The sequence below is a fragment of the Pseudomonas guariconensis genome (genome assembly GCF_900102675.1).
Taxonomy (GTDB): Bacteria; Pseudomonadota; Gammaproteobacteria; order Pseudomonadales; family Pseudomonadaceae; genus Aquipseudomonas; species Aquipseudomonas guariconensis.
In genome coordinates this window covers 277,347-292,554 of the sequence record NZ_FMYX01000003.1, presented here as the reverse complement: position 1 = coordinate 292,554, position 15,208 = coordinate 277,347, and the positions used below count along the sequence as shown (strand labels likewise).

14 protein-coding genes and 5 tRNA genes are annotated in these 15,208 nt (G+C 61.1%); 4 read left to right on the top strand and 15 right to left on the bottom strand.

Annotation, left to right across the window (positions count from 1 at the left end; translation table 11 throughout):
- Positions 1 to 16: 16 nt before the first annotated feature.
- From BLS27_RS06760 to gltX, 10 genes are all read right to left on the bottom strand, one after another.
- Positions 17 to 460 carry an Hsp20 family protein gene (locus BLS27_RS06760; protein ID WP_043215803.1) on the bottom strand — a complete coding sequence of 148 codons (444 nt, stop codon included), beginning with the start codon at positions 458 to 460 and terminating at the stop codon, positions 17 to 19.
- 166 nt (positions 461 to 626) lie between these two features.
- Entirely contained in the window at positions 627 to 1,601 is a 975-nt protein-coding gene (locus tag BLS27_RS06755) for a tRNA dihydrouridine synthase (RefSeq protein WP_043215804.1), read from the bottom strand.
- Between the two features lie 50 nt (positions 1,602 to 1,651).
- On the bottom strand, positions 1,652 to 2,086 hold the full coding sequence (locus tag BLS27_RS06750) for an acyl-CoA thioesterase (RefSeq protein ID WP_043215805.1): 435 nt from the start codon (positions 2,084 to 2,086) through the stop codon (positions 1,652 to 1,654).
- A 44-nt stretch (positions 2,087 to 2,130) separates the two neighbouring features.
- Complete coding sequence (locus tag BLS27_RS06745) at positions 2,131 to 2,964, bottom strand: alpha/beta fold hydrolase (RefSeq protein ID WP_090343799.1); 834 nt, start codon at positions 2,962 to 2,964, stop codon at positions 2,131 to 2,133.
- A 25-nt stretch (positions 2,965 to 2,989) separates the two neighbouring features.
- Entirely contained in the window at positions 2,990 to 3,529 is a 540-nt protein-coding gene (locus BLS27_RS06740; protein WP_043215808.1) for a TetR/AcrR family transcriptional regulator, read from the bottom strand.
- Between the two features lie 165 nt (positions 3,530 to 3,694).
- A tRNA-Glu gene (locus BLS27_RS06735) sits at positions 3,695 to 3,770 on the bottom strand.
- Positions 3,771 to 3,813: 43 nt separating this feature from the next.
- Positions 3,814 to 3,889: transfer RNA gene (locus BLS27_RS06730), tRNA-Ala, on the bottom strand.
- 70 nt (positions 3,890 to 3,959) lie between these two features.
- Positions 3,960 to 4,035 (bottom strand) — tRNA-Glu (locus tag BLS27_RS06725).
- Between the two features lie 42 nt (positions 4,036 to 4,077).
- A tRNA-Ala gene (locus BLS27_RS06720) sits at positions 4,078 to 4,153 on the bottom strand.
- Positions 4,154 to 4,438: 285 nt separating this feature from the next.
- A complete protein-coding gene (gene gltX / locus BLS27_RS06715) occupies positions 4,439 to 5,920 on the bottom strand; it encodes a glutamate--tRNA ligase (RefSeq protein ID WP_043215431.1) in 1,482 nt (493 codons plus the stop codon).
- 143 nt (positions 5,921 to 6,063) lie between these two features.
- On the opposite strand from gltX, the gene BLS27_RS06710 reads away from it, so the two are divergent.
- Together BLS27_RS06710 and BLS27_RS06705 are read left to right on the top strand one after the other, a co-directional pair.
- The gene (locus BLS27_RS06710) at positions 6,064 to 7,119 is read left to right on the top strand and encodes an HlyD family secretion protein (RefSeq protein ID WP_043215434.1); all 1,056 of its coding nucleotides are present in this window, start codon (positions 6,064 to 6,066) and stop codon (positions 7,117 to 7,119) included.
- A complete protein-coding gene (locus BLS27_RS06705; RefSeq protein WP_090343797.1) occupies positions 7,109 to 8,659 on the top strand; it encodes a DHA2 family efflux MFS transporter permease subunit in 1,551 nt (516 codons plus the stop codon). The genes BLS27_RS06710 and BLS27_RS06705 overlap by 11 nt, the downstream gene beginning before the upstream one ends.
- Before the next feature lie 63 nt (positions 8,660 to 8,722).
- On the opposite strand, the gene uvrB is transcribed toward BLS27_RS06705, so the two are convergent.
- Positions 8,723 to 10,738 (bottom strand): excinuclease ABC subunit UvrB, encoded by a 2,016-nt coding sequence (uvrB, locus tag BLS27_RS06700; protein WP_043215438.1) that lies wholly within the window; start codon positions 10,736 to 10,738, stop codon positions 8,723 to 8,725.
- A 287-nt stretch (positions 10,739 to 11,025) separates the two neighbouring features.
- Between uvrB and BLS27_RS06695 the strand changes: the two genes are divergently transcribed.
- Entirely contained in the window at positions 11,026 to 12,222 is a 1,197-nt protein-coding gene (locus BLS27_RS06695; RefSeq protein WP_090343795.1) for an amino acid aminotransferase, read from the top strand.
- 62 nt (positions 12,223 to 12,284) lie between these two features.
- Positions 12,285 to 12,360, top strand: a tRNA-Asn gene (locus BLS27_RS06690).
- A 62-nt stretch (positions 12,361 to 12,422) separates the two neighbouring features.
- Here the strand turns inward: BLS27_RS06690 and BLS27_RS06685 are convergent.
- The 4 genes from BLS27_RS06685 to BLS27_RS06670 all read right to left on the bottom strand — a co-directional run bounded on the left by BLS27_RS06685 (position 12,423) and on the right by BLS27_RS06670 (position 15,182).
- A complete protein-coding gene (locus tag BLS27_RS06685; protein WP_043215443.1) occupies positions 12,423 to 12,836 on the bottom strand; it encodes a cupin domain-containing protein in 414 nt (137 codons plus the stop codon).
- A gap of 137 nt (positions 12,837 to 12,973) precedes the next feature.
- Positions 12,974 to 13,531 carry a DUF1285 domain-containing protein gene (locus BLS27_RS06680; RefSeq protein ID WP_090343793.1) on the bottom strand — a complete coding sequence of 186 codons (558 nt, stop codon included), beginning with the start codon at positions 13,529 to 13,531 and terminating at the stop codon, positions 12,974 to 12,976.
- 10 nt (positions 13,532 to 13,541) lie between these two features.
- Positions 13,542 to 14,147: a DUF4823 domain-containing protein gene (locus BLS27_RS06675; RefSeq protein ID WP_043215446.1), complete on the bottom strand. Its 606-nt coding sequence runs from the start codon at positions 14,145 to 14,147 to the stop codon at positions 13,542 to 13,544.
- 66 nt (positions 14,148 to 14,213) lie between these two features.
- Complete coding sequence (locus tag BLS27_RS06670; RefSeq protein WP_043215448.1) at positions 14,214 to 15,182, bottom strand: GTP 3',8-cyclase MoaA; 969 nt, start codon at positions 15,180 to 15,182, stop codon at positions 14,214 to 14,216.
- Positions 15,183 to 15,208 lie beyond the last annotated feature (26 nt).

Below are 15,208 nucleotides of genomic sequence, written 5' to 3'. Positions count from 1 at the left end.
TTTCACTCTGCCGAACTTAGTTCAGCGCTGGCTGCTCGCCATTGATCGGGATGCGCTTTGGCTTGGCCTCTTCCGGCACGATGCGCAGCAAATCGATGCTGAGCAGACCGTTGGCCAGGCCCGCGGACTTCACTTCGATGTGGTCAGCCAGGCGGAAAGACAGCTTGAAGGCCCGTTGGGCAATGCCCTGGTGCAGATAGGTGACGCCTTCGGTGCTGTTGTCGCGCTTGCCACCGATAACGGTCAGGACGCCTTTTTCGACCTGCAGGTCGAGGTCCTGCTCCTGGAAACCGGCTGCGGCAACCACGATGCGATAGTGGTCATCGCCATGTTTTTCCACGTTGTAGGGAGGGTAGCTGCTACCCGCCTCGTTACGTGCCGCGGATTCGAACAGATCGTTGAAACGGTCGAAACCAACGGAATGACGGAACAGTGGAGCGAGAGAGAAAGCGGTAGTCATGGTCATGAACTCCTGAGATTCAGCAAGTTAAGTCACTACGCGACCCGGCTTCGGCATCGCGTACTCAAGAGATAGGGCCCGACAAGAGGGTTTCAAGAGGTCATCCAAAAATTTTTTCGAAGCCATGCCAGCGTCGGCTGGCACGGGACCAGCCGGCATTGCATGCTCAGGCAACGCAGGCGTCCAGCGCTAGCGCCTGCTCTACGCCTAGCAACCGGCTGATGCGCTGGCAATCATCCTCACGCCGCAGTTCGGCAAACAACACCACTGCCTCGGGATAACTACGGGTCAGCATGGCCAGCCACTGCTTCAAGCGCCCGGGCGCATAACGCGGCGACAGTTTGGCCTGAGCCTGACGCCAGAATTCACGCAGCAGCGGCATCAGGTCGTCCCAGGTCATCGGTCGGTAGTCCCGCCCGTCGCGAGCCGCGGCGATCTGCAAGCCCAGGTCCGGCCGCGACACCAGACCACGGCCGAGCATGATGTCTTCGGCCCCGCTGACTTGGCGGCAACGCCGCCAATCATCGACGGTCCAGATTTCGCCATTGGCGAACACCGGCACTTTCACCACATCCTGCACCCGCGCCACCCATTCCCAATGGGCCGGCGGCTTGTAGCCCTCAACCTTGGTCCGGGCGTGCACCACCAGATGTTCGGCTCCACCTTCGGCCAGCGCAGTGGCGCATTCCAGGGCACCGTCCGGACTGTCGAAGCCTAGCCGCATCTTCGCGGTCACCGGAATGTGGGCCGGTACCGCACGACGAACCTCGTGGACGATGGCATGCAGCAACTCGGGCTCCTTGAGCAGCACCGCGCCACCTCGAGACTTGTTCACCGTCTTGGCCGGGCAACCGAAGTTCAGGTCGATCACCGGCGCGCCCAGCTCGCAGGCCAGCACGGCGTTGTCGGCCAGACAGGCCGGATCCGAACCCAGCAATTGCACGCGCATCGGCACCCCGGCTGCCGTCCGCGCGCCCTGGCGCAGCTCAGGCGCCAGCTTGTCGAACGACGAGGCCGGCAGCAGGCGATCACAGACACGGATGAACTCGGTGACACACCAATCGATGCCGCCCACCCGGGTCAGGACGTCGCGCAGGATGTTGTCTACCAGCCCCTCCATGGGGGCCAGGGCAATTTGCATGTCAGGGTCTCGGCGAAAAAGGCGGCAGTCTAGCAAAAAAGACTGCCGGATCAGGCACCGGCCAGCGCCGGGCCGTAGCCTTCGATAAATTCTGCAGGCATGCGCTTGGGCTTGCCGCTGGACAACTCGATACAGGCAAAGGTGGTTTGCGCTCGCAATAGGGTGACGCCGTCACGCGGGCGCTTGAGCTGAAAGCGGCGGGTCATGCGTAGGCGCTGGTCCCAGTCGATGATCCAGGTGGCCAATTGCAACTCGTCGTCTTCATAGGCGGCGGCGAGGTAGTCGATCTCGTGGCGGACCACGGCCATGGCACGGTCCAGGCGGCGGTACTCGGCCAGATCCAGCCCCAGCCGCTGCGAATGACGCCAAGCGCAACGCTCCAGCCAGGTGACGTAGACCGCATTGTTGGCATGGCCGAGGCCGTCGATGTCCTCGGTGCCGACGCGAAGATCAATGATGAATGGCGATGCCAGATCCCAGCTCATGCCCGCTCCCCTTGGTCAGTGATCGGGCAGAGTGTACCGGATGCTCAGGCGCTTTGCCGCGCTCCTTGTGACGTGCGCGCCAGCAGCTCAAGCACCGCCTGATTCACCCGCGGATCAGCCAGCACACGCTGATGGCCACCCTCCTCCAACAACATCAGGCGGCTGTCGAACCAGGCGTTGTGGATGGCCTGAGCCTCACTGACCGGCACCAGGATATCGTCGCAGGCATGCACCACCAGGCCAGGCACGTCCAACTGGTAGCCGCTGACATCCAGCCGCGAGATCTGCACGCCAACTTCCTGCTCGACCTGGCGGATGAACGCTGCTCTAGCCCGCGCCGGTAGCCCCAGGCGATGGGCAAAACCTCGCAATACACCAAGCAATTGCGCCGGCGCAGCGATGCTCACCGCGGCCTCGGCACGCAGCCCCCATTGCAGAGCCAGCAGCATACTGGCCCCGCCCATGGAATGCCCCACCACCGCACGCAGCGGCGGCAATTCGGCAGCCGCCTCCAGCAAGGCGCGGGCAAACAGCCCTACATGGGCATGCTGCCCGGGAGACTGCCCGTGACCCGGCCCCTCAAGTGACACCACGGTGTGCCCGGCCGCTACGAGTGCCTCGATCAGGGCTGCGAACTGAGTGGGCCGACCTTCCCAACCGTGCATCATCAACACGGTCGGCCCCTTGCCCCAGCGCAAGGCCGAGAGCCCAAAACGCAGGGTGATGCGCTCGGCCCTGGCCAACAGGGGCAGTTCCCATTGCCGAGGCGGCAAAGGACGCGGGGTCATGAATGCGCGACGCATCTTGCCGGCGACATGCTCTGGGGCCAGGCGACCCAGAGTGCCATTGACGCCACGAATCCAGCTCAGAGTAGTCATCACCTTGCTCCAGAGGTCGGTTAGCTCAGATCACCGCCGATTTGGCGGCGCGCAGGATACGGTCGGACAGCTCGCTATCACCCAAGGCCCGCGCCAAGGTCAATCCGCCAATCATCAGGGATAGATCGGCAAAGGCCTTGTCGATGTCTTCTGGGCGATCAACCATTTGCGCGGTCATCAACTCGAGGTGCTCGGCCAACACCTCACGGAAGGTTTCGGGCAGGCGCTGCATCTCGCTCAGGGCAGTGGGCAGTGGACAGGCGTGCTCATGGGCATCGCGGTGCTTGCGCGACAAGTAGAACGCTGCCACCAGCGCACGTCGCCCTGCCCCATCGACGCTCGGGTCCACTTGGGCAAGCAAGGCTCGGCGCTCACAAAGCAACTGGCGAAATGCCTCGAGCATCAGCTCGTCCTTGCTGTCGAAATGGGCGTAGAAGCCCCCGACTGTCAGCCCGGCGGCCCCCATCACCTGACTTACGCTAGGGTCGGCGGGGCCTTGTTGAATCAAGGCACTGCGGGCTGCCGCCAGGATGCGCTCGCGGGTCTTGCTCTTCTTGTCACTCATGGCAACCTCGGAAATATTATGATCGGAATATTATTCCCATAATATTTTTTTGCAAGCAGAAAACCGCCATCCCGTCTGGAGGACTGCTTTTTTCGAGGCAGAAAAACAAAAGGCCCATTCAATATGCGAATGAGCCTTTAAAGTCCCGCAAAACGCGGGTAAAAGTGGCGTCCCCTAGGGGACTCGAACCCCTGTTACCGCCGTGAAAGGGCGGTGTCCTAGGCCACTAGACGAAGGGGACGTGAACCTTCGTGCAGATCCGCTGATGCAGACCTTGGCAGAATTGGTGGAGCTAAGCGGGATCGAACCGCTGACCTCCTGCATGCCATGCAGGCGCTCTCCCAGCTGAGCTATAGCCCCAAAGTGAAAACAAAAGGCCCATCCAAACATGAGAATGAGCCTTTCAACTCCCGCAAAGCGCGGGTAAAAGTGGCGTCCCCTAGGGGACTCGAACCCCTGTTACCGCCGTGAAAGGGCGGTGTCCTAGGCCACTAGACGAAGGGGACAACAACCTTCGTGCCGATCCGTTTCCACGGACCGCGGCAAATTGGTGGAGCTAAGCGGGATCGAACCGCTGACCTCCTGCATGCCATGCAGGCGCTCTCCCAGCTGAGCTATAGCCCCACGATGTCGCGCTGAGCTGAAGTGCTGGCTGGGTGCCTTGCGCTTCGTTTTGCTCATCGCTGTGGACGGGGCGCATATTAAGTTCCGATTGCAGGGCTGTCAAACAAATTTTTGAAAATACCCAAAAATTTTTTCACAGATAACAATCACTTACCGCCCTGCCCTGAGGAACCCGCAACGCCGCGCCCGTAGGAGCAGGTTTGTCCGCGAATGCCGAGGTGAATGCACCTTCGTATACGCGGGCCAACCCGCCCCCACAGCTCAACGACGAGCCTCGGAAAGCTGTCAGGCGATGCTCGCCAGCAGTTTTTCCCATTCCTTGTTTTCTTTCTTCGACACGCCACCGAGCAAGTCCAACGCCTGGCGCAGACGGTAACGGGTCAGGTCAGGGCCGAGGATTTCCATGGCATCGAGCACCGATACCGAGCTGGCTTGGCCCGTGACGGCCGCGAACATCAGCGGCATGGCGTCACGCAGTTTCAACTCAAGGGCATCGACCACCGCCTGGATGCAGCCGGTGATACGGTCCTTCTCCCACTGGCGCAAGCTTTCAAGCTTCCACAGGATCAATTGCATGACCTGGCGCACCTGATCGGCGGACAGCTTCTTGCTCTCGAACAGCTTGGCATCGAGCTTGAGGGCACCTTCGAAGAAGAAGCCGCCCAGCGCAGCGATCTGGCTGAAGGTCTCGACCCGGCCCTGCACGTGTGGCGCGATCTTCATCATATAGTCGCTGTTGAAGGCCCACTTCTGCACGCGTGCGGCGAACTCTTCCACCGGCAGCTCGCGCAGCCACTGGCCATTGAGCCAGGACAGCTTTTCGATGTCGAAGATCGGACCACCCAGGGAGATGCGCGACAGGTCGAAGTGCTCGACCATCTCGGCCAGGGAGAACTTCTCGCGCTCGTCCGGCATCGACCAGCCCATGCGGCCCAAGTAGTTGAGCATGGCTTCAGGCATGAAGCCCATGCGCTCGTAGAACGTCACCGAGGTGGGGTTCTTGCGCTTGGACAGTTTGGATTTATCGGGGTTGCGCAGCAGCGGCATGTAGCAGAGCTTGGGCTGCTCCCAGCCGAAGTACTCGTACAGCTTGATCAATTTCGGCGCCGACGGCAGCCACTCCTCACCACGCAGGACGTGGGTGATGCCCATCAGATGGTCATCGACCACGTTGGCCAGGAAGTAGGTCGGCAGGCCGTCGTTTTTCATCAACACCTGCATATCCATGCGATCCCATGGGATCTCGACGTCGCCACGGAGCATGTCAGGAACCACGCAGACACCTTCGCTCGGCACCTTCATGCGGATCACATGGGGTTCGCCGGCGTCCAGTCGTCGCTGCACTTCCTCGGCGCTCAGCAACAGCGCGCGGCCGTCATAGCGCGGGGTCTCACCACGGGCCATCTGCTCGGCACGCATCTGCTCCAGCTCTTCAGCGGTGCAGAAGCAATAGAAAGCGTGGCCGGCATCGACCAGTTGCTTGGCGTACTTGGCGTAGATCTCACCGCGCTCGCTCTGCCGGTATGGACCGTGGGGGCCGCCGACGTCCGGGCCTTCGTTCCATTCGATGCCGAGCCAACGCAGGGCGTCGAAGATCTGCTGCTCAGACTCACGGGTCGAGCGCAACTGGTCGGTATCTTCGATACGCAGGATGAACTCACCGCCGTGCTGCTTGGCAAAGCAGTAGTTGAACAGGGCGATGTAGGCGGTGCCGACATGGGGATCGCCGGTGGGCGATGGCGCGATGCGCGTGCGAACGGTGGTCATGGAGAGTCTCGAACGAAAGATGAAACAAAGGCGGGATGTTAGCAGGGAGCGGGCGTCCGGCTCCAGCAATGGCGCGATTGTCACTTGTGAGGGCGCCAGTACTGGCTGTTAAATTTACTTACATTTCTGGAACCATAGTACCCATGCCCGCCCAGCTCAAACGTCGCCTGTTGATCTTCTTCACCCTGGTCCTGCTCGTCGCCCTCGCCTTCCTGGCCCATTGGTACTTCAAGGGCCGCTTCTACGAGAGCACCGACAATGCCTATGTCCAAGGTGAAATCACGCGCATCTCAAGCCAGCTCGGTGCCCGCATCGACAACGTCCTGGTCGAGGACAACCAGCATGTGACCAAGGGCGAGCTCCTGGTTCACCTGGAACGGGCCGATTTCGAACTGGCCGTCGAGCGCGCCCGGGCAGCCCTAGCCACCCGCGAAGCCGAACGTGAGCAGGCGCAAAGCCGGCTGACCCAGCAAGGCAGCCTGATCGCGGCCGGCCAAGCCCAGGTGGCCGCCAACCAGGCGACCTTCAACCGCTCGCAACTAGACCTCAACCGCGCCCAAGCCTTGCGTAAGCCGGGTTTTGTCTCTGAGGAACGTGTCACTACTCTCTCGGCGGAGAGTCACGTGGCCCGCTCCCAAGTCGACAAGGCCCAGGCCGATCTGCAAAGCCAGCGCCAGCAGGTCAATGCCTTGAGCGCTGACCTCAAGCGCCTCGATGCGCAGATCGCCAATGCTCGTGCCGACCTGGCCCAGGCCGAGCTGAACCTGAGCCGCTGCGAAATCCGCGCGCCGATCAGCGGCACCATCGGCCAACGCAACGCACGCAATGGACAGGTAGTGCAAGCTGGTGCCTACCTGCTATCGATCGTTCCGGATGAAGACATCTGGGTGCAGGCCAACTTCAAGGAGACCCAGATTGGCCGCATGCACCCAGGGCAACGCGCAGAGCTGGTGTTCGACAGCTACCCGGATACCCCAATAGAAGGCCAGGTGAACAGCCTGTTCGCCGCCTCCGGGGCACAGTTCAGCCTGCTGCCGCCGGACAACGCCACCGGCAATTTCACCAAGGTGGTCCAACGTATCCCGGTGAAGCTCACCTTTGCCGCGGACAACCCGCTGCATGGACGTATCCGTCCGGGCATGTCGGTAACCGTGACCGTTGACCTGCGCGATGCGGACGAAGGCCAAGATGGCCGGTGACGCGCTGATACGCCCCACTGCGGAGCCAAGCCGTCGCGACTGGATCGCGGTGATGAGCGCGATGCTCGGGGCCTTCATGGCGGTGCTGGATATCCAGATCACCAACTCATCGCTCAAAGACATTCAGGGCGCGCTTTCGGCCACCCTTGAGGAAGGCTCATGGATCTCCACCTCGTATCTTGTGGCGGAGATCATCATGATCCCTCTTACCGCCTGGCTGGTGCAACTGCTCTCGGCCCGGCGCTTGGCGGTCTGGGTGTCACTGGGATTTCTCGCTTCCTCGCTGCTGTGCTCCATGGCCTGGAACCTGGAGAGCATGATCTTTTTTCGCGCTCTTCAGGGTTTCACCGGCGGCGCCCTGATCCCCCTGGCGTTCACCCTTACGCTCATCAAGCTGCCGGAGCACCAACGCGCCAAGGGCATGGCCATGTTTGCCATGACGGCCACGTTCGCCCCGTCGATCGGCCCGACACTGGGCGGCTGGCTGACCGAGAACTGGGGCTGGGAGTACATCTTTTATATCAATGTGCCACCAGGCATCGTGATGATCGCGGGCCTACTCTATGGTCTTGAGAAGAAAGAGGCCCATTGGGACCTGCTCAAGCGCACCGATTACGCCGGCATCGTCACGCTGGGGCTGGGCCTGGGCTGCTTGCAAGTGTTTCTAGAGGAAGGCCATCGCAAGGATTGGCTAGAGTCGAACCTGATCGTCAGCCTCGGCACGGTAGCACTGATCAGCCTGATCACGTTTGTCATCCTGCAGTTCTCCAGACCTCACCCGCTGATCAACCTGCGCATCCTCGGCAACCGCAATTTCGGGCTCAGCAGCGTGGCAAGCTTGGGGATGGGCGTAGGGTTGTATGGCTCGATCTACTTGTTGCCGCTGTACCTGGCGCAGGTCCAGGGCTACAACGCCTTGCAGATCGGCGAGGTGATCATGTGGATGGGGTTGCCGCAGCTGTTCCTGATTCCGCTGGTGCCGCTGCTGATGAAGGTGATTCCGCCCAAGGTCCTCTGCGCACTGGGCTTTTGCCTGTTCGGACTGGCCAGCTTCGGCTCAGGCGTATTGAACCCTGATTTTGCCGGGCCGCAATTCGATCAAATCCAGATCATCCGTGCCGTGGGGCAGCCGATGATCATGGTGACCATCTCGCTTATCGCCACCGCCTACATTCTGCCGGAAGACGCCGGCTCAGCGTCGAGCCTGTTCAACATCCTGCGCAATCTGGGCGGGGCGATCGGTATCGCCCTGCTGGCGACACTGCTGGACGCGCGAACCAAGGTGTATTTCGATTACCTGCGAGAATCAGTGGTGCCAAGCAATCCACAGGTGGCCGAACGGCTATCGCAGTTGGCCGAGCGGTTGGGCAGCGATGACGCGGCGCTGGGCAAACTGAGCGAGATCACCCACCAGCAAGCGCTGATCATGGCCTACAACGACGCCTTCCACTGGGTTGGCTTGGGACTGGTGGTGAGCATGGTGGCCGTGTTGCTGACCCGCAAGTTGCCACCGGGAATGAAGCCGGGCGAGGCCCATTGAATGGGTGTCGCCTGCCCTTTTCGCGGGCAAACCCGCGAAGAAGTCTTACAGGCACTCGAGCGATCAACTCACTATTAATCGATCGCGCAGTTGGGTGATCTCGTCGCGCAATTGGGCGGCCGCCTCGAACTCCAGGTCGCGGGCGTACTGGAACATCTTCTCTTCCAATTGCTTGATGCGCTTGGTGATCTGCGCCGGCGTCTGCAACTCAGCCTCGTTGCGGGCGCTCTCTTGCGCTGCCTTGGCCATGCTCTTGCGCTTCTTGCTGCGTCCGCCCGGAACGCTTGCGCCTTCCATGATGTCGGTGATGTCCTTGACCACGCCTTTGGGCACGATGCCGTGGGCCAGGTTGAATTCGATCTGCTTGGCCCGGCGTCGCTCGGTCTCGTCGATGGCCCGTTGCATGGAGCCGGTGACCTGGTCGGCATAAAGGATCGCCTTGCCGTTGAGGTTACGTGCGGCGCGGCCGATGGTCTGGATCAGGGAGCGTTCCGAACGCAGGAAACCTTCCTTGTCGGCATCCAGGATGGCCACCAGGGACACCTCGGGCATGTCCAGGCCCTCGCGCAAAAGGTTGATGCCCACCAGCACGTCGAATGTACCCAAGCGCAGGTCACGGATGATCTCGACCCGTTCGACAGTATCGATGTCCGAGTGCAGGTAGCGTACCCGCACGTCGTGATCGGCCAGGTAGTCGGTAAGGTCCTCGGCCATGCGCTTGGTCAGGGTGGTGGCCAGCACCCGCTCGCCAGCACCCACGCGCTTGCGGATTTCCGACAGCAGGTCATCGACCTGGGTCAGGGCCGGCCGCACCTCCACCTGCGGATCCACTAGGCCGGTGGGGCGCACCACCTGCTCCACCACCCGCCCGGCGTGCTCGGCCTCGTACGGACCGGGGGTGGCCGAGACGAAGATGGTCTGCGGGCTGACGGCCTCCCACTCGTCAAAGCGCATGGGGCGGTTGTCCAGGGCCGATGGCAGACGGAAGCCGTACTCCACCAGAGTTTCTTTGCGCGAGCGGTCGCCCTTGTACATCGCACCGACCTGGGGAACGCTGACGTGGGATTCATCGATAACCAGCAACGCGTCCGCCGGCAGGTAGTCGTACAGGGTCGGTGGCGGCGCGCCGGCCGGTCGGCCGGACAGGTAGCGCGAGTAGTTTTCGATGCCGTTGCAGTAACCAAGCTCGAGGATCATCTCCAGGTCAAAGCGGGTGCGCTGCTCCAGACGCTGGGCCTCTACCAGCTTGTTCGCCTTCTGTAGGTAGTCCAGGCGGTCCTTGAGTTCTTCCTTGATGCCCTCCACTGCCTCGAGCAAGGTCTCGCGTGGCGTGACGTAGTGGCTCTTGGGGTAGAAGGTGAAGCGCGGCAGCTTACGGAAGACCTCGCCGGTGAGCGGGTCGAATGCGGCGATGTTCTCCACCTCATCGTCGAACAGCTCGATGCGGATGGCCTCAAGGTCCGATTCGGCCGGGAAGATATCCACCACATCCCCACGCACGCGGAAAGTGGCACGGGCGAAGTCCATCTCGTTGCGGGTGTATTGCAGGTCCGCCAGGCGGCGCAGCAGTGCGCGCTGGTCGAGTTTATCGCCACGATCGACGTGCAGGACCATCTTCAGGTAGGTCTCGGGGCTACCCAGGCCGTAGATGCAGGACACCGTGGTGACAATGATCGCGTCGCGGCGTTCCAGCAAGGCTTTGGTAGCCGACAGTCGCATCTGCTCGATGTGATCGTTGATCGAGGCGTCCTTCTCGATGAAGGTGTCGGACGAGGGCACGTAGGCCTCAGGCTGGTAGTAGTCGTAGTAGGAGACGAAATACTCCACTGCGTTGTTCGGAAAGAACGCCTTGAACTCGCCGTACAACTGCGCCGCCAGGGTCTTGTTCGGTGCCAGTACCAGGGTCGGACGCTGCACCTGCTGGATGACATTGGCGATGCTGAAGGTCTTGCCCGAGCCGGTCACGCCCAGCAGGGTCTGGTGCGAAAGCCCAGCCTCGATGCCTTCGACCATCAGTCGGATGGCTTCGGGCTGGTCGCCGGCCGGCTGGAAACGGGTGACGAGTTGGAACTCGGACATGACGGACCTCGCGGTAACGCAGCAACTGTAAATTTAGCCAGTAGTCTATACCCAAATGCGCTCGCCCAGGACCAGAATCAAGGTCAAGCTGCGAACGCGCATTACAGTGGACCGGGCAATTCGACCAATGGTTGAAAAATATTCGCACAAAAGCCCGGAAAACCTGCGCCAGACTGTCGCGGTGACCGATGGGTATCACTATACTGACTCCCCGTTTGCGCACCACTTCTGTGCACTCGGCCGGAGTGTGCGCGTCCTATCACTCTCCAATCAGAGCCAAGGTAACAATGAGCCTGTTTTCCGCTGTCGAGCTGGCACCCCGCGACCCCATCCTGGGCCTCAACGAAGCATTCAACGCCGACCCACGTACCGACAAGGTCAACCTGGGCGTAGGCGTGTACTGCAATGAGGAAGGCCGCATTCCGCTGCTGCGCGCCGTGATCGAAGCCGAGACCCAGCGTGCTGCCCAGCACGCCTCGCGCGGCTACCTGCCGATCGATGGTATCGCCACCTACGACCAGGCCGTACAGAAGCTGCTGTTCGGCGCCGAGTCGCCACTGCTGGCCGCTGGCCGCGTGGTCACCGTACAGGCCGTTGGCGGTACCGGTGCTCTGAAAATCGGCGCCGACTTCCTCAAGCGTATTTCGCCCAACGCCGTCGTAGCCATTAGCGATCCGAGCTGGGAAAACCACCGCGCCCTGTTCGAAAGCGCTGGCTTCCCGGTGCAGAACTACCGCTACTACGATGCGCCGAGCAATGACGTCAACCGCACTGGCATGCTCGAGGACCTGAACAATCTGCCTTCCGGCTCCATCGTCGTGCTGCACGCCTGCTGCCATAACCCGACCGGCGTCGACCTGACCCTGGACGATTGGAAAAACGTTCTGGACGTCGTCAAAGCCAAGGGCCACGTGCCCTTCCTGGACATGGCCTACCAGGGCTTCGGTGACGGCATCGCTGAGGACGCCTTCGCGGTGCGCCTGTTCGCCGAGTCGGGCATGGAGTTCTTCGTTTCCAGCTCGTTCTCCAAGTCGTTCTCGCTGTACGGCGAGCGCGTTGGTGCGCTGTCGATCGTCACCGCCTCGAAAGACGAAAGCACCCGTGTGCTGTCGCAGGTCAAGCGTGTCATCCGCACCACCTACTCCAACCCGCCGACTCACGGCGCGACCATCGTCGCCACCGTGCTCAACAACGCTGAACTGCGCCAAATGTGGGAAGCGGAGCTGGGAGAGATGCGCGAGCGTATCCACGGCATGCGCAAGCAGATGGTCGAGCTGCTGGCCCAGTACGGCGCCAAGCGCGACTTCAGCTTCGTGAGCCGCCAGGTGGGCATGTTCTCCTATTCGGGCCTGACCGTTGAACAAGTGGCCCGCCTGAAGAACGACTTCGGTATCTATGCCCTGGACACTGGCCGTATCGCCGTTGCCGCGTTGAACCAGAGCAACATCCACGTCGTCACCAAGGCCATCGTCGAAGTGCTGTAACTCATTGATTGCTCAGGGGGAAGCTTGACTTCCCCCTGGCGATCAGTAAGATACGCGCAGATTCCGCGATAGCTCAGTCGGTAGAGCAAATGACTGTTAATCATTGGGTCCCTGGTTCGAGTCCAGGTCGCGGAGCCAAACATTGAAAAAACCTCCAGACGCGCAAGCACTGGAGGTTTTTTCGTTTCTGCCGTTGCGTTCTATTTCAGTGGCTCGGTGACAGGTTTGCCCTCATCGACCAGACTCCAAACCAGCAGCTTGGCGGGCCGGCTCTGGCTGGCGTTACGCGACACACTGTGCACGGTACCCGGTGCCTCGTACCAGTACTCCCCTGCCTTGTAGATCCTTTCTCGCTCATCATTGAGCTTGGAAGCCACCGCCCCCTCGAGTACATAGGCCATAACCGCGCCAGGGTGCTGATGGGCCGGCGAGGCCTGTCCCGGTGCATAACTGACGGTGAGCATGACGGCTTTTTTGCCAGGCGCATTGCTGGGAAGCCGCTCTTGCAGGATCTTGACCTGATTGGGCTGCTCACCGTGGGCCCAGGCTGGCGCTTGTAGGCCCCAAAGGCCGAAGGACAGCAGCAAGACGAGGGAGTGATGGAGGGTTTTCATGGGTTTCTCCTGATGGGCGATTGCCAGCAGGTTATGTCCCGATGCGCTAGGGGCAAATGGCCAATTCAGCGAAAAAGCAGGAGGCCGATCGGCGTCGATCCTGGGCCGCTGTGCGCCCCATATCAACCTTCAGCTCTTCAAGGCCGACCGATCGGATAGAACTCGCCGCTACTCCAGACACCCAGCCACACTTGTCCGTCGATCTCGCGCGGCACCGCCAACTCGACCAATTGGTAGAATACGTTGCGGTGAATCAACGCCTCGAGGTTGCTGCGCATGAGGATATAAGGCGAAGGTTCCTGGGTTCGCGAATCGATTTCGACACGTAGGGGATGGTCCTTGCCAGCAGCGACCTGATCGTCGACGTTACTGGTAAAGCGCAGCACCTGTTGCTCGCCGCTGCCTTCCACATCCAGCGTGACAGCGACGAACGGTGCGTCATCGACGCGGATGCCGACCTTCTCCACCGGGGTAACCAGAAAATAGTCATCGCCGTCGCGGCGAATGATGGTGGAGAACAACCGCACCATCGGCTTGCGCCCGATAGGTGTGCCCAGGTAATACCACGTGCCATCCCGGGCGATGCGCATGTCGATGTCGCCGCAGAAGTCCGGGTTCCATAGATGCACCGGCGGCAAGCCCTTCTCCTTGGGGATCTGCGCCAGAAGATCGTTGGCCTTGCCGCTACCTGTCATGCCCCTGCCCTCAACGACTCATACCCACGAGACTACGAGCGTAATCGCGCATGGGCTGAGCAAGCAAATCTTCCGGCGCATTGTCGTGGAACGTCAACAAACCGCCACGGCTCTTGATACGTACGGTGTCGATCAGATAGCGAGTGCTAGTCTCGATCAGCATCATCTGTACCACGCCAGTGTCCACGCCCAAACGATCCACAGCCTGCTCGTCATACCATTCGTCCCCATTACCGATGCGGTCGTCGCTACGAGCGAAGCGAGTGTACAGGACGTAATCGGCCCCAACCGAGCGCGCCTCGGCAATCGCCTCCTCCAGCCCCAACGGCCCCTGTGCACGACGTACCAGCGGGAAGTACTCGACAAAATTCTTGTAGGCTTCCTCGGCCACAGCGTTCTGGCGTGGAACCGGACCTTTGGCCGGCGGTACGAAGTGGCCTTGGCCGATGAAGATGAACGAATCTGGTTGCAGACGCACCGACAGGCTGCGCCGAGTCTCGCTGTGATCCAGCAGCCCAGCATCGCTCATGTGGTACCGAACGCCTTCTCCCATATCACTGACATTCATGCAGCCGCCCAACGCCATCAGGGCGAGCGACAAGACCAGGCTACGCATCATTCCTCCAGAACCCGGCGACGAAAAACCGGCGAATAGCCGCCAGATGCAGCTTTTGCGCCAGAATCAACCGCCGATCACTTTCATGATCGTCACCCCACCGGAAAACGCCACATCCTGCTTGTCCGCCAAAGCCTTGACCAATAACCGCTGCAGGCTGGGAAGCGCCTGGTGACGCGGCTTGTCGAGCAAATCGCCGACAAAATGCCGATTGCCCGATGACAAGCAGCCATGCAGCCAGCCCGTGGAGGACAACCGCAGGCGTGAGCAGGTTCGGCAAAATGGCACGCTCTCGTTGGCAATCACGCCGAAATGCCCTTTGCCGGGAATGCGATAACGCATCGCAGTGGCATCGATAGGGGCACTCGCCTGTTGATAGGCATGAACCTGGCCGATCAACCCAAGCAGTTGCTCCAGGCTCACGAACTGCTGCAGAAAAGCGTTGTGATCGCGGGCCAGATGCCCCATGCGCATGAGCTCGATGAAGCGCAGCTCGTATCCTCGCTCCAGGCAATAATCCAGTAGCGGCAACACCTGATCGAGGTTCTGCCCACGCATCGGCACCATGTTCACTTTGATGCTCATACCAGCGGCACTGGCTTGCGCCATGCCGGTCAACACGCTCTGCAGGTCACCTCCGCGCGCAATTCGGCGAAACGCCTGCGGATCGAGGGTATCGAGGGAAACATTCAGGCGGCGAATACCAGCATCTAGCAACAGCGGCAGCTTGCGTGAAAGCAACTGGCCATTGGTGGTCAGTCCGATCTCGGCCAGCCCCAGCTTGGCCACCGACTCCAGAAAGCCTTCCAAGCGGGGACTGACCAAGGGCTCCCCCCCGGTAATCCGTAGTCGCTCGATGCCAGCCGCCTCGACCAGGTAGGCTACGCCGCGGGCCAGGGTTTGCGCCGGGAGTTCATCCTGTGCCGCCACCAGGCGCTTGCCATCAGGCACACAGTAGGTACAGGCGTAGTTGCAAGCAGCCGTCAGGCTGACACGCAGGTTGCGAAAACGCCTACCTTGACGATCGACGATCATGAATGACTCCGGCATGGAAGAATCGG